We start from the raw sequence: 16,586 nt of genomic DNA, 5'->3' as shown, positions 1-16,586 counted from the left end.
GCAGGCGCTGGCCAGTTCGTCGCCGTGCCACAGGGTGATGAAACGCGGGGTCCAGCCGGTGGCCGGTGTGGCGCTGCCGCTTTCATGCATGGCGCAGAGGTACTCGTGGCGCATGAAGGGGTTCAGACCGTCATCCGGGTCCTGCAGCGCCAGCAGGGCATTCCAGGCGGCGCCGTCGACCAGCCCCGGCGCGTCCAGCACACGGATGACATAATCGTTTTCAGCCACAGCACCCACCGTTTTCTTCTTTTTCCATGACTCTCAAGATCTGCGTTGCCCAATTGAACTACTGCGTTGGCGACATGCCGGGCAACGCGCAAAAAATCATTGACGCGGCGCGCGCGGCCTATGCCGATGGCGTGCGCCTGCTGCTCACGCCCGAGATGGCCATTTGCGGTTATGCCGCCGAAGACCTGTTTTTGCGCCGCTCCTTCATTGCCGCCTGTGATGATGCCGTGAATCACATCGCCCATGAACTCGCCGGGTTAAAAGGCCTGACGGTGGTGGTGGGCACGCCCACCCATGGCGACAGTGGCAAGGGCCTGCGTACCAAGAGCGTCGAGGTGCAGCAGCGGCACAACGCCGCGCGCGTGCTGAGGGAGGGCGCGGTGATTGCCACATACGCCAAGCGCGAGCTGCCCAATTACCAGGTGTTTGACGAGCGACGTTACTTCACGCCGGGGCAGGGCGTGTGTGTTTTCGAGGCCGGCGAAGGCGCCGACGCGGTTCGCATCGGTCTGCTGATCTGTGAGGATGCCTGGTTTGAAGAGCCGGCGCGGCTGGCCAAAGAGGCGGGCGCCGAGATGCTGGCGGTCATCAATGCCTCCCCCTTCCATGTGGGCAAGGGCGGCGAGCGTGAACAGATGATGCGCCAGCGCGTGCTGGCTACCGGCTTGCCCATGGTGTATGCGCATCTGGTGGGCGGGCAGGACGAGATTGTGTTTGAAGGCCACTCATTCGCCTTGCAAGCGGATGGCGCCCTTGCCGGGCGGGCTGAAAGCTTCAAGGAAAATCTGTTTGTAGCCCATGCGGAACGTGCGCCAGCAGCTATCAAATTGATAGCTGATACCGTGCCGGTTCGCAGCGCCGAGGCTGATCTGTGGGACGCGCTGGTGCTGGGCGTGCGCGATTACCTGGGTAAAAACGGCTTTCCCGGCGCCATTCTGGGGCTGTCGGGCGGCATTGACTCGGCGCTGGTGCTGGCGATTGCGGTCGACGCGCTGGGCGCCGACAAGGTGCGCACGGTGATGATGCCTTCGCCCTACACCGCCGATATCTCGTGGATAGACGCCCGTGACATGGCGGCGCGTATGCAGGTGCGTTACGACGAGATTTCGATTGTTCCGGAGTTCGAAGCCTTCAAAGCCTCATTGGCCAGCGAGTTCAAGGGCCTGCCAGAGGACACGACCGAGGAAAACATCCAGGCGCGGATTCGCGGCGTGTTTTTGATGGCGCTGTCCAACAAGTTTGGCTCTATCGTGCTGACCACCGGCAACAAAAGCGAGATGGCGACCGGTTATTGCACCTTGTACGGCGACATGGCCGGGGGTTTTGCCGTCATCAAGGATTTGCTCAAGACCACGGTGTTCCGGCTGGCCCAGTGGCGCAATGAGAACGACCCCTATGGCACCGGCCGTAACCCGATTCCTGTGCGCATCATCACCCGCCCGCCGAGTGCCGAGCTTCGCGCCGACCAGACCGACCAGGACAGCCTGCCGCCTTACGAGGTGTTGGACGCGATTTTGCAGCGCTACATGGAAAACGATGAAAGCATTGACGGCATCATTGCCGCCGGTTTTGAGCGGGCCGTGGTTGAACGTGTGACCCGGCTGATCCGTATCAACGAGTACAAGCGGCGCCAGGCGCCCATAGGCATTCGGGTTAGCCACCGAAGTTTCGGCAAGGATTGGCGCTATCCTGTCACCAACAAATTTCGCGCCTGATCAAAAAACCCAACGGAGATATTCAGTGAAACAGATTACCGCCATCCTCAAACCCTTCAAACTCGAAGAAGTCCGTGAAGCGCTGGCCGAATGTGGCGTGACTGGCCTGACGGTCACCGAGGTCAAGGGTTTTGGTCGCCAGAAGGGCCATACCGAGCTTTACCGTGGTGCTGAATATGTCGTGGACTTTCTGCCCATGGTCAAGGTTGAAGTGGTGGAGAAAACCGACGACGTGGACCGCTGTGTGGACGCCATCGTGCGGGCCGCGCGCACCGGCAAGATCGGCGACGGCAAGATTTTCATCACCAGTGTCGAGCGTGTGGTACGTATCCGCACCGGCGAGGAAGACGAAGCAGCTGTTTGAGCCCCCACGCTTTTCACTTCGTGTAATGCGCTGCACCTTGCAGGCCGTCGCTCGCCATAGGCTTCGCTTCTGATGCCTGTCCAAACCTGCTCAAGCAGGTTTGGAGCCGCAGGCTCCAGCCCCGAGGGGGCCGCTGCGCCTGCGGGCCGGCGAAGCCGGACCCGCGGCCCCGGCTGGAAAAGAATCCTGACCGAGGCGATGCGTTAAATTTGGTCCAGGCGCACGCCTTCGGGCGCCATGCCCGCGACCTGCACCAGTTGCTCCAGCAAAGCCAGCGGCTGTGCACCGACATGGACCAGTTCCATCTGCCAGTCGCTCATGAAACCGTTTTGCACTGACGTGTGCAAAAAAGCCAGCAGATGGTCGTAATAACCGTTCAGGTTGAGCAGGCCCACCGGCTTGGCGTGGTAGCCGAGCTGGCGCCAGGTCCAGACCTCAAAAAACTCTTCCAGCGTGCCTATGCCGCCGGGCAGCGATAAAAAAGCGTCGGCGTGTTCGGCCATGATGCGTTTGCGCTCGTGCATGGTGTCCACAATGTGCAACTCGGTGCAACCGGTGTGTGCCCATTCTTTCTCAACCAGTGCTTTGGGGATGACACCAACCACCCGGCCACCTGCGGCCAGCGTGGCATCGGCGACGATGCCCATCAATCCGTTGCGGCCACCGCCATACACCAGCTGCCCGCCGTGGGCGCCAATCCACTGACCGACCTGGCGTGCAGTTTCGCCAAACGCGGCGTCTGTGCCGGGCCGTGAGCCACAATAAACACACAGTGAAAAGGCAGGGCTCATGCCAGAAACCTGTGAAACAGAGCCATGGCCCAGATCCCGGCACAGATCAGCAGGCTCAGCAGCACGGCGGCGCTGCCCATGTCTTTGGCGCGTTTGGACAGGTCGTGCCATTCGGGGCCGATGCGGTCTATGGCCGTTTCAATGCCGGTGTTGAGCAGCTCGACAATCATCACCAGAATGACGGAACCTGCCAGCAGCGCCGCCTCAACCCAGCTGCGGCTGAGCCAGAAGGCGGCGGGGATCAACACCACAGAAGCCACAGCTTCTTGCCGGAAAGCGGTTTCATGCCAGCCAGCACGCAAGCCCGCCACCGAGTAACCCAGCGCGTGCCAGACGCGGTTCAGGCCCTTGCGGTCTTTTTGCGGGTTGACGGGGGAGTCTGGCGATGCCAGGGGCTGGGCTGGGAGTTGCGAGATCGGGGGGGATGCAAGGTGTTGGGGCATCGCCTGATTCTCGCGCAGCTCTGTGGCAGTTTGATGTGACGTTTTCATGGCAACGCGGCCCGCATCGTCAAGCCGCAGTGGCGCGCACACCCGGTGGCAGGCTGGTAACCAGCCTGGTGCCGGCCAGCGCGTCATGCCAGAACTGCCCGTCCGGGTGAAAGCGCGACAGGATGGCCCAGATCACAATCCAGCCACCGGCCAGCACCAAGGCCTGGCGCACGTCCAGGCCAATCAGCCAGCTTGCCGCCAGCGGCGGTAAAAACCAGAGCCAGCTCAGGGTGTAGCGCGCAAAAGCGCGCCTTTGGCTGACCTGTCGGCCGTGCAGATCGGTCAGGCGGATGTTCCAGGTTTTCATGGCCAGCGTCTGGCCCTTGGCCCAGAACCAGACAAAGTAGATGCCAAAAATGACGAACAAAAACGCCTGCTGCGCGTTGCGGTTGTCCATGGCGTTGCGCGTCTGGCTCAGGGTGCTGAACAGGTAGTCGGCGATAAAGACCACGCCGAACATCAGCATGCCCTCGTACACCCAGCAGGCCATGCGCCTGCGCAGGGAGGGAGTCTGAAGAGAGGGGGCGTCAATGCTCGTCAATTTTTTTGCATCAAGGTAGTCGGGTTAGTCGGAACCAGGGCGGCCGGTCATGCGTGTTTCGCAGGGCAAGCCCCTGCGCTGCGTTGTCAGCCCCGATCCCGGTCGGCCACGTCAGGGGCTGCGCGCGGGCGTGGCGTCGGGCGCGGTGACCGGGCTAGTGCCAGCAGGGGCAGGCTGGGATTCAGCCATTTTAGGCGCTGGTCTTACCTTGGGCTTGTCCGCGAGCGAAGGCACGGTAGCGAGTTTCTGCGGGGCGACCGGTTTGACCGTGGCGGCAGCGCCTGCCGGTTTGGGCGGGGCCTTGGCTGCAAGTTTGCGTTTTTCTTCATCGCTGAGTGCCTGGTAAGCCTGCCACTTTGCCTGTTTTTCTTCCGCCGTCAGCTCTTTCGACAATTCTTTGGTTTTGGCAAAGTTCAGCCGTGCCTGGTTGCGTTGCTGGGGGCTCAAGGTGACCCATTCCTTCATGCGGCCCTGCATTTTGACCTGCTCTTCGGTTGGCAAAGACGGGTAACTTTTGGCCATTTGACGCCATTTGCTCTTGTGACCCGGGGTCAGTGCGTTCCAGCTTGAGGCCAGGGGCTGAAGGATGTCCCGCTCTGCCACGCTTAATTCTGTCCAGCCCGGACCCCCGACAGACGGGGTCATCGGTGTTTTGCCGGCTGGCGCAGTGGCCCTGGGCGCAAGGGCTGGGTCGGTCGGTGGGGTTTGCGCTGCCGCCGTTACGGCCAGCGCGCCTGAAAGTCCCAGCGCCGCCAGCCATATCACCAGGCCGCGCTGCGCGTAGGGGTCAAGGCGCAGCGTACGCACAGAACGGCGGGTGAAGCGTGCAGTCATGGCTGGGGTGGCTCGTTACTTGTGGCAGGTCAGCCGCAAGCTGAATTTTAGAGATTGGCTTTGAGAAATTGCACAAATCCGGGGTCGGAGAAGGCGGCAGGCGGAAGATCGTCGGTCAGCAAGGCGGAATCGACCTCGGCCAGTTCCTGGACAAAACGGTCGGTTTGCAGGGAGTTGATGGTCAGCAAACCTGCCACCAGGACGATCAGGGGGAGAACAGAGCCGATCCGGTTCCAGAGGCTGAACCCTTCGTCCGAGCCCCAGCTCAAGACAGAGCCCTCGCCCTGGCCAGCAGTCGCTGTTGCGGTGTGCATACGCGCCACTTTGCGCACGGCGACGGCCTGAACCCGCGCTGCGCGTAGCCGTTCGGCAATGTCGTAGGGCAGGTTGGCGGTGCCGGCCGAGAGGTAAGAGGCGGTTTTCAGGCCGTAACGGTCTTGCAGAATGTTGGTACGATTTTGCGGTGAGTGAGTCATAGTTTTATTCCCTTGGCAGCCAAAGCCTTGCTGAGTGCGTGAACCGCTCGTGAACAATGCGTTTTGACGCTTCCTTCAGAGCAGCCCATGGCGGCAGCAGTTTCGGCCACATCCATCTCCTCCCAGTAACGCATCAGAAAGGCTTCTCGTTGACGGCCCGGGAGCTCTTTGATTTCGGTCTCGATCTGGTGCAGGATTTGTGCCCGTTCGGTGGCGTCCTGGGCGCTTTCAGTACCTTCAGAGTTGGTGGAGCTCTCTAAAGTTTCAAGCAAATCGAAATCTCCGTCCTCGCCAGCAGATTCAAAGTCGCTCATGTTCGAAAACAGGGCGTTGCGCGTCTTGCGGCGGCGGAACCAGTCCAGCGTGGTATTGGACAAAATGCGCTGGAACAGCATGGGCAACTCGGCCGCCGGCTTGTCGCCATAGTGCTGGGCCAGCTTCATCATGCTGTCCTGGACGATGTCGAGCGCCGCCTCATCATCCCTGACGTGGTACACGCTGCGCTTGAAGGCGCGTTTCTCGACGTTTTTCAGGAAATCGGAAAGTTCTTGTTCAGTTGCCAACGGATTGAGTCCCGATTTGTCCCGGCGTTGTCATTGTTGTGCCCGAGCCGCAAAAATGCGCTTCGCGAGCTGCAAAATTATCGCATCAAGCGCCAGGCGGGCCCATTTTTTTTGGGGCTTGGGTCACGCTGCGTCGGTCGGTGACATAATACGAGTTGCAATTCAAACAGCAAACGGGTCATGACTCGGCGGATTATGTGTCCGCTCATGGTTTTGGCCTCAAGTCTCGACGCCGCTCCACAAGAGTAGGTGAAGAGGCACCCAAGGTATTTCGTTAGAGAAATTCACAAAGGTTCATCATGGAAATCAACAAAGCCGAAATCGCTTCGGCAGCAGCGGCGGCGTCCGCCCATTCAAATTCTCAAGAGCTTCGTGGCGCAGAGATCCTGATCAAGGCACTGCAGGCCGAAGGCGTCAAACACGTCTGGGGTTATCCCGGCGGTGCCGTCCTTCACATCTACGACGCCTTCTACAAGCAGGACACGATTCAACACGTCCTGGTGCGCCATGAGCAGGCGGCCGTCCATGCTGCCGACGGTTATGCCCGTGCCACTGGTGAGGTTGGCGTTGCGCTGGTGACGTCTGGCCCGGGCGTGACCAATGCCGTCACCGGCATCGCGACGGCTTATATGGACAGCATCCCCATGGTGATCATCACCGGGCAGGTGCCTGTGGCCGCGATTGGTCTGGACGCCTTTCAGGAGTGCGACACGGTCGGCATCACGCGCCCCATCGTCAAGCACAACTTCCTCGTCAAGGACGTGCGCCAGATGGCGGAGACGATGAAGAAGGCCTTTCACATTGCCCGCAGTGGCCGGCCTGGCCCGGTGGTGGTGGACATTCCCAAGGACGTATCGTTCAACAAGACGCCTTACACCGGTTACCCGGACAAGGTGGAAATGCGCTCTTACAACCCGGTGCGCAAGGGCCACGGCGGACAGATCCGCAAGGCCCTGCAATTGCTGATGGCGGCCAAGCGGCCCTACATCTACACCGGTGGCGGCGTTTTGCTTAGCAATGCCTCGCAGGAGTTACGCACCCTGGTCGACATGCTGGGTTACCCCTGCACCAACACGCTGATGGGGCTGGGCGCCTACCCGGCCAGCGACAAGAAGTTCCTCGGCATGCTGGGCATGCACGGCACGATTGAAGCCAACAACGCGATGCAGAATTGCGATGTGCTGCTGGCTGTCGGCGCGCGTTTTGACGACCGCGTGATCGGCAACCCGAAACACTTTGCGCAGAACGAACGCAAGATCATCCACATCGACATCGACCCTTCGAGCATCTCCAAACGTGTCAAGGTGGATATTCCCATTGTTGGTGACGTCAAGGACGTTTTGACCGAGCTGATCGCGATGATCAAGGAGTCTGGCCTCAAGCCCGACGGCAACGCGCTGGGCAGCTGGTGGGAAACGATTGAAGACTGGCGCAAGCGCGACTGTCTCAAGTACAGCATGGGCACGGGCGACGTGATCAAGCCGCAGTACGTGGTGGAAACGCTGTGGAACATGACCAAGGACGTGGACACCTACATCACGTCGGACGTTGGCCAGCACCAGATGTGGGCGGCACAGTATTACCGTTTTGACGAGCCGCGCCGCTGGATCAACTCGGGCGGTCTTGGCACCATGGGTGTTGGTATTCCCTACGCGATGGGTATCAAGCTGGCCAAGCCTGACAGCGAGGTGTATTGCGTCACTGGCGAAGGTTCTGTGCAGATGTGCATCCAGGAGCTGTCAACCTGCCTGCAGTACAACACGCCGATCAAGATCGTCTCGTTGAACAACCGCTACCTGGGCATGGTGCGCCAGTGGCAGGAAATTGACTACGAAGGCCGCTACAGCAGCAGCTACATGGACGCGCTGCCCAATTTTGTGAAGCTGGCTGAAGCTTATGGGCACGTTGGCATGCTGATCGAAAAACCGCAGGATGTGGAGCCCGCCCTGCGCGAAGCCCGCAAGCTCAAGGACCGCACTGTGTTCATGGACTTCCGCACCGACCCCACCGAGAACGTGTTCCCGATGGTCAAGGCCGGCAAGGGCATCACCGAAATGCTGCTCGGGTCTGAGGACCTGTAAGCGATACACGCCATTTTTTCAACCGTCACCTGACGAATCTATTGTTTGCCGAGCCCGCGCATTACCGTGCGCGGGGGAGGGCAGCGAAAAGAGGAATCTTTCCATGAAACACATCATTGCTGTTCTGCTCGAAAACGAGCCGGGCGCCCTTTCCCGCGTAGTCGGCCTGTTCTCTGCGCGCGGTTACAACATCGAAAGCCTGACCGTGGCGCCGACCGAGGATGCCAGCCTGTCGCGCATGACCATCCAGACCACCGGCTCGGACGACGTGATTGAGCAGATCACCAAACACCTGAACCGGCTGATCGAAGTGGTCAAGGTCGTGGACCTGACCGAAGGGGCTTACACCGAGCGCGAGCTCATGATGGTCAAGGTTCGTGCCGTTGGCAAAGAGCGCGAGGAAATGAAACGCATGGCTGATATATTCCGCGGGCGGATCATCGACGTGACCGAAAAAAGTTACACCATCGAGCTGACCGGCGACCAGTCCAAAAACGACGCCTTTCTGGAAGCGATTGACCGCAGCGCGATTCTGGAAACCGTGCGCACCGGCTCCAGCGGCATTGGCCGCGGCGAGAGGATTCTCAGGGTCTGATTTTTGGTTGTCCGTGCGCGCGTTTTCGACAGGCGGGGCGCGAACGGACGGGAAGTGGCGATGTGTGATTACCGTTCGCCCTGAGCCTGTCGAGGGGCATTTTCGCCAGAAGCATCAACGATATCTACGGAGAGAGAAATGAAAGTTTATTACGACAAAGACTGCGACCTGAGCCTGATCAAGGGCAAAACCGTCGCCATCATCGGTTACGGCAGCCAGGGCCATGCCCACGCGCAAAACCTGAACGACAGCGGTATCAAGGTTGTGGTGGGACTGCGCAAGGGCGGCGCATCGTGGCCCAAGGTCGAAAAAGCCGGCCTGAAGGTCGCCGAAGTCGCTGATGCCGTCAAATCGGCCGATGTCGTGATGATTTTGCTGCCAGATGAGCAAATCGGTTCGGTCTATGCCAACGACGTTGCCCCCAACATCAAGCAGGGCGCCTCGCTGGTGTTTGCCCACGGTTTCAACGTGCATTATGGTGCCGTGATCCCGCGCGCTGACCTCGACGTCTGGATGGTCGCGCCCAAGGCGCCCGGCCACACCGTGCGCAACACCTATACCCAGGGCGGCGGCGTGCCGCATCTGGTGGCGGTGCACCAGGACAAGAGCGGCAAGGCCCGTGACCTGGCGCTGAGTTATGCCATGGCCAACGGCGGCGGCAAGGCCGGCATCATCGAAACCAACTTCCGCGAAGAAACCGAGACCGACCTGTTCGGCGAGCAGGCCGTTCTGTGCGGCGGCACGGTTGAGCTGATCAAGGCGGGTTTCGAAACGCTGGTGGAAGCCGGCTACGCGCCTGAAATGGCTTATTTCGAATGCCTGCACGAGCTCAAACTGATCGTTGACCTGATTTATGAAGGCGGCATCGCCAACATGAACTACTCGATCTCCAACAACGCCGAATACGGCGAGTACGTGACCGGCCCGAACATCGTGACCTCGGCCACGAAAGAAGCCATGCGCAAGTGCCTGAAGGACATCCAGACCGGCGAATACGCCAAGAGCTTCCTGCTCGAAAACCGTGCCGGCGCGCCCACCTTGCTGAGCCGCCGCCGCCTCAATTCCGAGCACCAGATCGAAGTCGTGGGTGAAAAACTCCGCGCCATGATGCCCTGGATTGCAAAAAACAAGCTGGTCGACCAGACCCGCAACTGATGAAGCTGCCGGGCCTCACCAGGCCCGGCGGGTTTCAGCGTCAAGCCGCGCAAAACACCTGCGCGGCTTTTTCATTTCTGGAGGCGACCGTTTGGTATCCTCTGGGCATGACCCAATCACTCTCTGCGCTGCACTCTGGGCGTGCCATTTTTTCCGACACCCGGAGTACCCGCCATGCATGACGGCCACGACCCTGATATTGACGCGGAAGAAGTCGTTCCGCGCAAGCGGCGCAAGGGCATCTACTTCCTGCCCAACATGCTCACGCTGGCCGGGCTGTTTGGCGGGTTTTACGCCATCGTGATGGCCATGAATGGACGCTTCGACCAGGCAGCGATTGGCGTATTTTCCGCGATGGTGCTTGACAGCCTGGACGGGCGCGTTGCGCGCATGACCAACACGCAAAGTGCTTTTGGTGAGCAGATGGATTCATTGGCCGACATGGTGTCTTTTGGAGCGGCACCGGCACTGATTGCCTATATATGGGCGCTGACAAGCCTGGGTCGCTGGGGCTGGATTGCTGCCTTTGTCTATTGCGCCTGCGCCGCCCTGCGGCTGGCCCGCTTCAATGTGAATACAGCGGTGGTGGACAAACGTTTTTTCCAGGGCCTGCCTTCACCGGCTGCGGCCGCGCTGGTAGCCGGATTCATCTGGTTGATGCATGAAGCAGGAGTTCGCGGGGAAGAGGTGCGCTGGTTCATGTTTGCCCTGACGCTGTACGCCGGGCTGACCATGGTGACCAATGTGCCGTTCTACAGCTTCAAGGACCTCAGCATCAAACGCAGTGTTCCTTTTGCTGTGATTGTGCTGATTGCCCTGGGCATCGCCGTGATCAACATTGACCCGCCTACGGTGATGTTCGGCCTGTTTGTGATTTATGGCTTTTCTGGCTACGTGCTCTACGTATGGCGCCGGGCCAAGGGTCTGCAGACCAGCGTGATCTCGACCTCTACCGACGAGCCGGATGAGCGTGGCCTTCACAAGTAGACGGCAATTTTTGTGGTACATTGAAAACATGAAACGCATTTCGATTGCACTATTGCTACTGGACCAACACGGGCCCAGACGATAGCGCACGCGCGATTCCACACGGCCCGTATGCAAACGCAGCGGGCCGTTTTTGTTTTGGGCTGCGTTTTTTTTGAGTATCAGATGACCTCTCTGGAGAAAAAGCATGGCAGATAAATTGATCATTTTTGACACCACCTTGCGTGATGGCGAGCAGTCCCCCGGCGCTTCGATGACGCGCGACGAAAAACTGCGTATTGCCCGCCAGCTGGAGCGGCTGAAAGTCGATGTGATCGAAGCCGGTTTTGCTGCCAGCTCCAATGGCGACTTTGAGGCGGTGAAGGCGATTGCCAATGCCATCAAGGACTCCACCATCTGCTCGTTGTCACGCGCCAATGACCGTGACATATCCCGCGCAGCCGAAGCGCTCAAGGGTGCCAACAGCGCGCGCATCCACACTTTCATCGCCACCAGTGCGCTGCACATGGAGAAAAAGCTGCGCATGACGCCGGATCAGGTGCTGGAGCAGGCGAAGCTTTCGGTGCGTTTTGCGCGCAACCTGGTGGCCGATGTGGAGTTCAGCCCGGAAGACGGTTACCGCAGCGATGTGGACTTTTTGTGCCGCGTGCTCGAGGCGGTGATTGCCGAAGGTGCCACCACCATCAATGTGCCCGACACCGTGGGCTACGCAGTGCCAGAGTTGTATGGAAATTTCATCAAGACGCTGCGTGAGCGTGTGCCGAACAGCGACAAGGCGGTCTGGTCGGTGCATTGCCACAATGATCTGGGCATGGCCGTGGCCAACTCGCTGGCCGGCGTGAAAATTGGCGGCGCACGCCAGGTCGAGTGCACCATCAACGGCCTGGGTGAACGCGCCGGCAACTGCTCGCTTGAAGAGATTGTCATGGCCGTGCGGACCCGCAAGGACTATTTCAACCTGGAGATGAACATTGACCCGGTGCACATCGTGGCCGCCAGCCGCATGGTCAGCCAGACCACCGGTTTTGTGGTCCAGCCGAACAAGGCTGTGGTGGGCGCCAACGCCTTTGCCCATGCATCCGGCATCCACCAGGACGGCATGCTCAAGGCGCGCGAGACCTACGAAATCATGCGTGCCGAAGATGTGGGCTGGAGCTCCAACAAGATGGTGCTGGGCAAACTCAGCGGCCGCAACGCCTTCAAGCAGCGCTTGCAGGATCTGGGCATCCAGATGGAAAGTGAAGCCGAGACAAACGCAGCTTTTGCGCGTTTCAAAGAGCTGGCCGACGGTAAAAGTGAAATTTTCGACGAGGACATTCTTGCGCTGGTCAGCGACGAGAGCGTGACGCACGAGAAAGAGCAATACGGCTTTGTCTCCCTGTCGCAGCACAGTGAAACTGGTGAAAGGCCACAGGCGAAAGTGGTGTTCACTGTGGACGGCAAGGAAGTCACGGGCGCGTCAGACGGCAACGGCCCTGTCGATGCCTCTCTCAAAGCCATCGAAACACATGTCAAAAGCGGTGCAGAGATGGTGCTTTATTCAGTCAACGCCATCAGCGGTTCGACGGAAAGCCAGGGAGAAGTGACGGTGCGCCTGCAAAACAGCGGCCGGGTTGTCAACGGGGTGGGTGCCGATCCGGACATCGTTGTTGCCTCGGCCAAAGCCTATCTGAGTGCGCTGAGCAAGTTACAAAGTAAATCTGACCGGGTAGCGGCCCAGGGTTGATCGGGGTCGGATTGAAAATCTGTTTATATTCAATGGCTTAGAGGTTTTCTGCGGTTTTTTTACGAGAAATGCGGTAATTTCTGATCATTTGAATGTTGCGTTTAGGAAAGTCACGCAAACGATTGATATTGCGTGACTTTTTCTATTTGTATACACTCCAGCATCGCCCTGACTGCAACACCCGGAGACGAATCAATGCCCATCACGCTGAATTCGATTTTCAAACAGACCTTACAAGTCCTTGGAATTCTTGCTTTTTCCTCAGCGTTGATAAGTCCGGCGGCCCATGCTGCGCCCCCGAAAGTCGTCAAAAAATCGCATGTAGCCAAAGCGTCTTCGAAGACGCCCGTGAATGCGCGCAAGCGTGTGACTTTTGTCACGGGATCCAAGCGCAGACCAGTGATTGTTGCGGCCCCGGCTCCGGCACGTCCTTCCTTCGGGCAGATCGCTGGTTTGCATTCTGCCCAAGACCCGCTGGATCTCAAATCCAGCGTGGCATTGGTGATTGATCAGGACACGCAGGAAGTGCTGTTCAGCAAGAACGACCAGGCGGTGTTGCCCATTGCATCCCTGACCAAGTTGATGACCGGCGTGATCATCAGTGGCGCCCATTTGCCAATGGATGAAATCATCACCATCACACAGGACGATGTGGACACTGAAAAAGGCAGCCGCTCGCGCTTGCGTGTGGGCAGCAGCCTTTCGCGGGGCGAGCTGCTTCATCTGGCGCTGATGTCCAGTGAAAACCGCGCCGCTCATGCGCTGGGGCGTACTTATCCAGGCGGCATGGCCACCTTTGTCAACCTGATGAATGCCAAGGCGAAACTACTCGGCATGAAGGGCACCCGTTATGTAGAACCCACCGGGCTGTCGAGTCAAAACCAGTCCAACGCCCAGGACCTGGCAACGCTGGTCAATGCAGCGCATGGCGATCCGGTCCTGCGCGAGTTGTCCACGTCGGCCGGCCATCAAGTGGAAGTTGGTCGGCAGACCCTGCAATACAACAACACCAACCGGCTGGTGAAAAACCCGGCCTGGGACATTGGCCTGCAGAAAACCGGCTACATCTCTGAAGCGGGGCAGTGTCTGGTCATGCAGACCAAAATTGCCGGGCGCAAGCTCATCATGGTGTTTCTGGATTCGGCGGGCAAGCTGAGCCGGCTGGGTGATGCTGAGCGTGTGCGTCGCTGGGTCGAGTCGCAACCCGTGACTTTGCCAAAGATCAGCGCTGCCGCGCGTCCTTCAAACGGCTGAAGGGGATAACTGGCGGCGTTTGCTACCAGTGAGTCGCTATCTTTTTGATAGCTGATTGAGCAGATTCAGCAAGGGCCAAAGCCGTTTTCTACTTGAAGCTTTCGGGCCGGTAACCCAAAGCTGCTGAAATTTCGCGCGCTGTGGACTGCAGCTTGGGCAGCCAGTTTTCGTCCAGCCTGTCGGCGGGGGCAGAAATCGACAGGCCGGCCACCAGCTTGCTCTGGTCGTCGTAAATGCCCGCAGCCATGCAGCGCACCCCGAGCTCCAGTTCTTCGTTGTCTCGGGCAATGCCATATTGCCGCGCTTTGGAAAGCTCGCGTTCAAGCACCGCCAGTTGGGTGATGCTGTTGCGGGTGTGCCCGGGCAAGCCAGTGCGGGACGCGTAAGTGCGCAGGCGCTGAGGGTCGTCAAAGGCCAGAAACAACTTGCCCACAGAAGTCAGATGCAAAGGCGCGCGACCGCCTATGGCGCGCACCACCTGCATGCCAGAGCGCTCGCTGAAGGCGCGCTCCACGTAAATGATCTCATCGCCCTGGCGCATGCTGAGGTTGACCGGTTGCTGGGTCAGTTTGTGCAGTTCGCGCATGGGGGTCAACGCTGCGTCGCGCACACTCAGGCGCGCCTTGACCAGGTTTCCCAGCTCCAGCAGCCGCATGCCCAGGCGGTAGCTACCTGCCACTGGCCTATCCACAAAACGGCCCGTGGCCAGGTCGTTGAGAATGCGGTGGGCCGTGGATGGATGCAAACCGGACTTTTCGCTGATTTCCTTGAGCGAAACTGCTTCTTCGCGCCCGGCCAGAATCTCCAGCAGGGTGAACATGCGTTCAATGACCTGTACGGTCGGTTTGGCGGGAGGGGAGAGCGGGTCGGGTTTTTTCATGGGCGGGTTTGCACACCAGATTTTAGCTGGTGAAATCTGCCGCCGCTAAAACTCGCTGAGCGGGTAGCCCGTTGCAAAGGCGTGAAAAGTTTCCTCGGTGCTCGGTAGTTCAGTTGATGGCCCACCGGCCACCCATTGGCCGTCCAGCAAAATCTGGTTCGGTAAAAACCTGGCCTTGTAGCTCATCTTCGGGCTCTGGGCGATCCAGTAACCCAGGTACACATGCGGAAGGTCCAGCCGACGGGCTTGTTCAATCTGCCACAACACGCTGTAGTTGCCGTAACTGGCCTGTGCATCGGGTTCGTAAAAGGTATAAACCGCCGACACACCGTCTTCCAGCACGTCGAGGATGGAGACCATTTTCAGCGCACCGGCCTCGCCGTTGGGCAGAGTCTCGCGAAACTCCACCAGGCGTGAGTTGACGCGGCTTTGCAACAAAAACTGCGTGTACTGGTCAATGCTGTCATGGTCCATGCCGCCACCGGCATGACGGCTGTTCTGGTATCGCAGGTACAGCTCGTAGTGCTCTGGCATGTAGCAGAGCTTGAGCACACGCACCTGCAGGGACTGATGCCGCTTCCACGCGCGGCGCTGGCTGCGGTCGGGCTGAAACCCCGCCACCGGCACGCGCAAAGGAACACAGGCCTTGCAATTGTCGCAATAAGGGCGATAGGTAAACATGCCGCTGCGCCGAAAACCGCTGGTCACCAAGTCTGAATAGGCGGCGTTGTGAATCAGGTGACTGGGGGTAGCCACCTGCGACCGGGCCTGGCGGCCGGGCAGGTAGCTGCAGGGGTAAGGCGCTGTGGCGTAAAACTGCAGCGTCTGCAGGGGCAGGTCTTTGAGGTGCGTCACGTCGTCAGGTCGTTCTGCGTGGAGGCCTTCATTAGCTGATTCCAGTATAGGCGTTCGAATTGCCATTGGGGAGATGGTGCCGCAGCGGTTCTTGACACATGGGCGACAAACTCGGCGCGCGGTATTTCTGCTGCCCCCAGCGAGGCCAGATGCCGCGTGTTTTGCTGGCAATCGATCATGGTCACACCCTTCGCGCGGCAAAAGGCCACCAGTGCTGCCAGTGCGATTTTCGAGGCATCGGTCTGGTGCGCAAACATTGACTCACCAAACACCATGCCGCCGAGGTTCACGCAGTAGAGTCCGCCGACCAGCTTGCCGGCTACCCAGGTTTCCACGCTGTGCGCGCTGCCCGCGCGGTGCAGCGCGGTATATGCCCTGACCATGTCGGGCACTATCCACGTGCCCGGCTGGCCGTCACGCGGTGTGGATGCGCAAGCGTGGATCACCTCCATGAACGCCGTGTCAAAGCGGATCTCGTGCCCGGGGGTGTTGAAGAAACGCAGCAGGGTTTTGCGCAGCGACCGATGCAGCCTGAAGGCCTGTGGGCGCAGCACCATGCGCGGGTTCGGGCTCCACCACAAAATGGGTTGACCAGCGCCAAACCACGGGAAGATGCCCAGGCCATACGCTTGCCGCAGGGTCGGCACATCCAGCGTGCGGCCCGCCGCCAGCAGGCCAGGTGCCGGGTCGCCTTCCCCCCACGCGGTTGCCACGGAGGGAAAGGCTTCGTCGGCATCCAGCCAGGGCAGTGGAGGGGTTGACTTTCGCACGGCGTGAGGTGGCGGGTTGGTGAGACCTTGCGCAGGGGCTGAGAATGGTCAGCATGTGCCGGCGGCCCATGGACATGACCCGCAAATGGTAACCCGCCATGCAAAAAGCCTGAGCGCTCGTCGCGACCAGGCTTCTGAATTTTTGGCTCCCCGTCTGGGGCACACTACGAACCAAAATGCTGGTGCTGGAGCGGGCATCTTACCCGTTGCGGCGGGTTGCGTAGAGGAGGGAGCCGGTGTTACCCTTACTGCGGCCCTGCGGTTCGCGCTGTGGGGTCCC

General features: G+C 59.7%; 18 protein-coding genes. 8 read left to right on the top strand and 10 right to left on the bottom strand.

The window, feature by feature from the left end; translation table 11 throughout:
* Positions 1-228 (bottom strand): peptidogalycan biosysnthesis protein (locus Q8L50_RS08990; RefSeq protein ID WP_305348333.1); only part of this gene is annotated, 228 nt, incomplete at its 3' end.
* A 26-nt stretch (positions 229-254) separates the two neighbouring features.
* Between Q8L50_RS08990 and Q8L50_RS08985 the strand changes: the two genes are divergently transcribed.
* Positions 255-1,943 (top strand): NAD+ synthase, encoded by a 1,689-nt coding sequence (locus Q8L50_RS08985; RefSeq protein WP_305348332.1) that lies wholly within the window; start codon positions 255-257, stop codon positions 1,941-1,943.
* Between the two features lie 25 nt (positions 1,944-1,968).
* On the top strand, positions 1,969-2,307 hold the full coding sequence (locus Q8L50_RS08980; RefSeq protein WP_305348331.1) for a P-II family nitrogen regulator: 339 nt from the start codon (positions 1,969-1,971) through the stop codon (positions 2,305-2,307).
* A gap of 203 nt (positions 2,308-2,510) precedes the next feature.
* On the opposite strand, the gene Q8L50_RS08975 is transcribed toward Q8L50_RS08980, so the two are convergent.
* The 6 genes from Q8L50_RS08975 to Q8L50_RS08950 all read right to left on the bottom strand — a co-directional run bounded on the left by Q8L50_RS08975 (position 2,511) and on the right by Q8L50_RS08950 (position 6,003).
* Positions 2,511-3,098, bottom strand: a complete 588-nt coding sequence (locus Q8L50_RS08975; RefSeq protein ID WP_305348330.1) for a TIGR00730 family Rossman fold protein — start codon at positions 3,096-3,098, stop codon at positions 2,511-2,513.
* Positions 3,095-3,541: a diacylglycerol kinase gene (locus Q8L50_RS08970; RefSeq protein WP_305348329.1), complete on the bottom strand. Its 447-nt coding sequence runs from the start codon at positions 3,539-3,541 to the stop codon at positions 3,095-3,097. The genes Q8L50_RS08975 and Q8L50_RS08970 overlap by 4 nt, the downstream gene beginning before the upstream one ends.
* A gap of 67 nt (positions 3,542-3,608) precedes the next feature.
* Positions 3,609-4,130 carry an RDD family protein gene (locus Q8L50_RS08965; protein ID WP_305348328.1) on the bottom strand — a complete coding sequence of 174 codons (522 nt, stop codon included), beginning with the start codon at positions 4,128-4,130 and terminating at the stop codon, positions 3,609-3,611.
* A gap of 111 nt (positions 4,131-4,241) precedes the next feature.
* Complete coding sequence (locus Q8L50_RS08960; protein ID WP_305348327.1) at positions 4,242-4,964, bottom strand: DUF3106 domain-containing protein; 723 nt, start codon at positions 4,962-4,964, stop codon at positions 4,242-4,244.
* A gap of 47 nt (positions 4,965-5,011) precedes the next feature.
* Positions 5,012-5,440, bottom strand: coding sequence for a DUF3619 family protein (locus tag Q8L50_RS08955; RefSeq protein ID WP_305348326.1), 429 nt, complete (start codon positions 5,438-5,440; stop codon positions 5,012-5,014).
* On the bottom strand, positions 5,437-6,003 hold the full coding sequence (locus Q8L50_RS08950; RefSeq protein ID WP_305348325.1) for an RNA polymerase sigma factor: 567 nt from the start codon (positions 6,001-6,003) through the stop codon (positions 5,437-5,439). Before Q8L50_RS08950 ends, Q8L50_RS08955 begins: the two co-directional genes overlap by 4 nt.
* A gap of 299 nt (positions 6,004-6,302) precedes the next feature.
* On the opposite strand from Q8L50_RS08950, the gene Q8L50_RS08945 reads away from it, so the two are divergent.
* The 6 genes from Q8L50_RS08945 to pbpG all read left to right on the top strand — a co-directional run bounded on the left by Q8L50_RS08945 (position 6,303) and on the right by pbpG (position 13,801).
* Positions 6,303-8,084, top strand: coding sequence for an acetolactate synthase 3 catalytic subunit (locus Q8L50_RS08945; protein WP_305348324.1), 1,782 nt, complete (start codon positions 6,303-6,305; stop codon positions 8,082-8,084).
* 103 nt (positions 8,085-8,187) lie between these two features.
* Positions 8,188-8,679 carry an acetolactate synthase small subunit gene (gene ilvN, locus Q8L50_RS08940; RefSeq protein ID WP_068832534.1) on the top strand — a complete coding sequence of 164 codons (492 nt, stop codon included), beginning with the start codon at positions 8,188-8,190 and terminating at the stop codon, positions 8,677-8,679.
* Positions 8,680-8,817: 138 nt separating this feature from the next.
* A complete protein-coding gene (gene ilvC, locus Q8L50_RS08935; protein WP_305348323.1) occupies positions 8,818-9,834 on the top strand; it encodes a ketol-acid reductoisomerase in 1,017 nt (338 codons plus the stop codon).
* Between the two features lie 174 nt (positions 9,835-10,008).
* Positions 10,009-10,821, top strand: coding sequence for a CDP-diacylglycerol--serine O-phosphatidyltransferase (gene pssA / locus Q8L50_RS08930; RefSeq protein ID WP_305348322.1), 813 nt, complete (start codon positions 10,009-10,011; stop codon positions 10,819-10,821).
* Positions 10,822-11,008: 187 nt separating this feature from the next.
* Positions 11,009-12,547 carry a 2-isopropylmalate synthase gene (locus Q8L50_RS08925; protein WP_305348321.1) on the top strand — a complete coding sequence of 513 codons (1,539 nt, stop codon included), beginning with the start codon at positions 11,009-11,011 and terminating at the stop codon, positions 12,545-12,547.
* A gap of 195 nt (positions 12,548-12,742) precedes the next feature.
* Positions 12,743-13,801 (top strand): D-alanyl-D-alanine endopeptidase, encoded by a 1,059-nt coding sequence (pbpG, locus tag Q8L50_RS08920; protein WP_305348320.1) that lies wholly within the window; start codon positions 12,743-12,745, stop codon positions 13,799-13,801.
* Positions 13,802-13,889: 88 nt separating this feature from the next.
* Here the strand turns inward: pbpG and Q8L50_RS08915 are convergent, their stop codons facing one another.
* The 3 genes from Q8L50_RS08915 to aat are packed head-to-tail and all read right to left on the bottom strand — an operon-like array spanning position 13,890 to position 16,306.
* Positions 13,890-14,681: an IclR family transcriptional regulator gene (locus Q8L50_RS08915; RefSeq protein WP_305348319.1), complete on the bottom strand. Its 792-nt coding sequence runs from the start codon at positions 14,679-14,681 to the stop codon at positions 13,890-13,892.
* A 45-nt stretch (positions 14,682-14,726) separates the two neighbouring features.
* Entirely contained in the window at positions 14,727-15,536 is an 810-nt protein-coding gene (locus Q8L50_RS08910) for an arginyltransferase (protein ID WP_305348318.1), read from the bottom strand.
* Positions 15,533-16,306 (bottom strand): leucyl/phenylalanyl-tRNA--protein transferase, encoded by a 774-nt coding sequence (gene aat, locus Q8L50_RS08905; protein WP_305348317.1) that lies wholly within the window; start codon positions 16,304-16,306, stop codon positions 15,533-15,535. Before aat ends, Q8L50_RS08910 begins: the two co-directional genes overlap by 4 nt.
* Positions 16,307-16,586 lie beyond the last annotated feature (280 nt).

Source organism: Polaromonas sp. (assembly GCF_030680935.1).
Taxonomy (GTDB): domain Bacteria; phylum Pseudomonadota; class Gammaproteobacteria; order Burkholderiales; family Burkholderiaceae_C; genus Polaromonas.
This window is presented reverse-complemented; position numbering and strand designations above follow the sequence as displayed.

What these genes read in the sequence shown, in the direction of transcription:
- Q8L50_RS08985 (WP_305348332.1), top strand. Translation starts at nt 255, where the DNA reads ATGACTCTCAAGATCTGCGTTGCCCAATTGAACTACTGCGTTGGCGAC.
- Q8L50_RS08975 (WP_305348330.1), bottom strand. Translation starts at nt 3,098, where the DNA reads ATGAGCCCTGCCTTTTCACTGTGTGTTTATTGTGGCTCACGGCCCGGC.
- Q8L50_RS08915 (WP_305348319.1), bottom strand. Translation starts at nt 14,681, where the DNA reads ATGAAAAAACCCGACCCGCTCTCCCCTCCCGCCAAACCGACCGTACAG.
- ilvC (WP_305348323.1), top strand. Translation starts at nt 8,818, where the DNA reads ATGAAAGTTTATTACGACAAAGACTGCGACCTGAGCCTGATCAAGGGC.
- ilvN (WP_068832534.1), top strand. Translation starts at nt 8,188, where the DNA reads ATGAAACACATCATTGCTGTTCTGCTCGAAAACGAGCCGGGCGCCCTT.
- Q8L50_RS08960 (WP_305348327.1), bottom strand. Translation starts at nt 4,964, where the DNA reads ATGACTGCACGCTTCACCCGCCGTTCTGTGCGTACGCTGCGCCTTGAC.
- Q8L50_RS08970 (WP_305348329.1), bottom strand. Translation starts at nt 3,541, where the DNA reads ATGCCCCAACACCTTGCATCCCCCCCGATCTCGCAACTCCCAGCCCAG.
- pssA (WP_305348322.1), top strand. Translation starts at nt 10,009, where the DNA reads ATGCATGACGGCCACGACCCTGATATTGACGCGGAAGAAGTCGTTCCG.
- Q8L50_RS08945 (WP_305348324.1), top strand. Translation starts at nt 6,303, where the DNA reads ATGGAAATCAACAAAGCCGAAATCGCTTCGGCAGCAGCGGCGGCGTCC.
- Q8L50_RS08925 (WP_305348321.1), top strand. Translation starts at nt 11,009, where the DNA reads ATGGCAGATAAATTGATCATTTTTGACACCACCTTGCGTGATGGCGAG.
- Q8L50_RS08955 (WP_305348326.1), bottom strand. Translation starts at nt 5,440, where the DNA reads ATGACTCACTCACCGCAAAATCGTACCAACATTCTGCAAGACCGTTAC.
- pbpG (WP_305348320.1), top strand. Translation starts at nt 12,743, where the DNA reads ATGCCCATCACGCTGAATTCGATTTTCAAACAGACCTTACAAGTCCTT.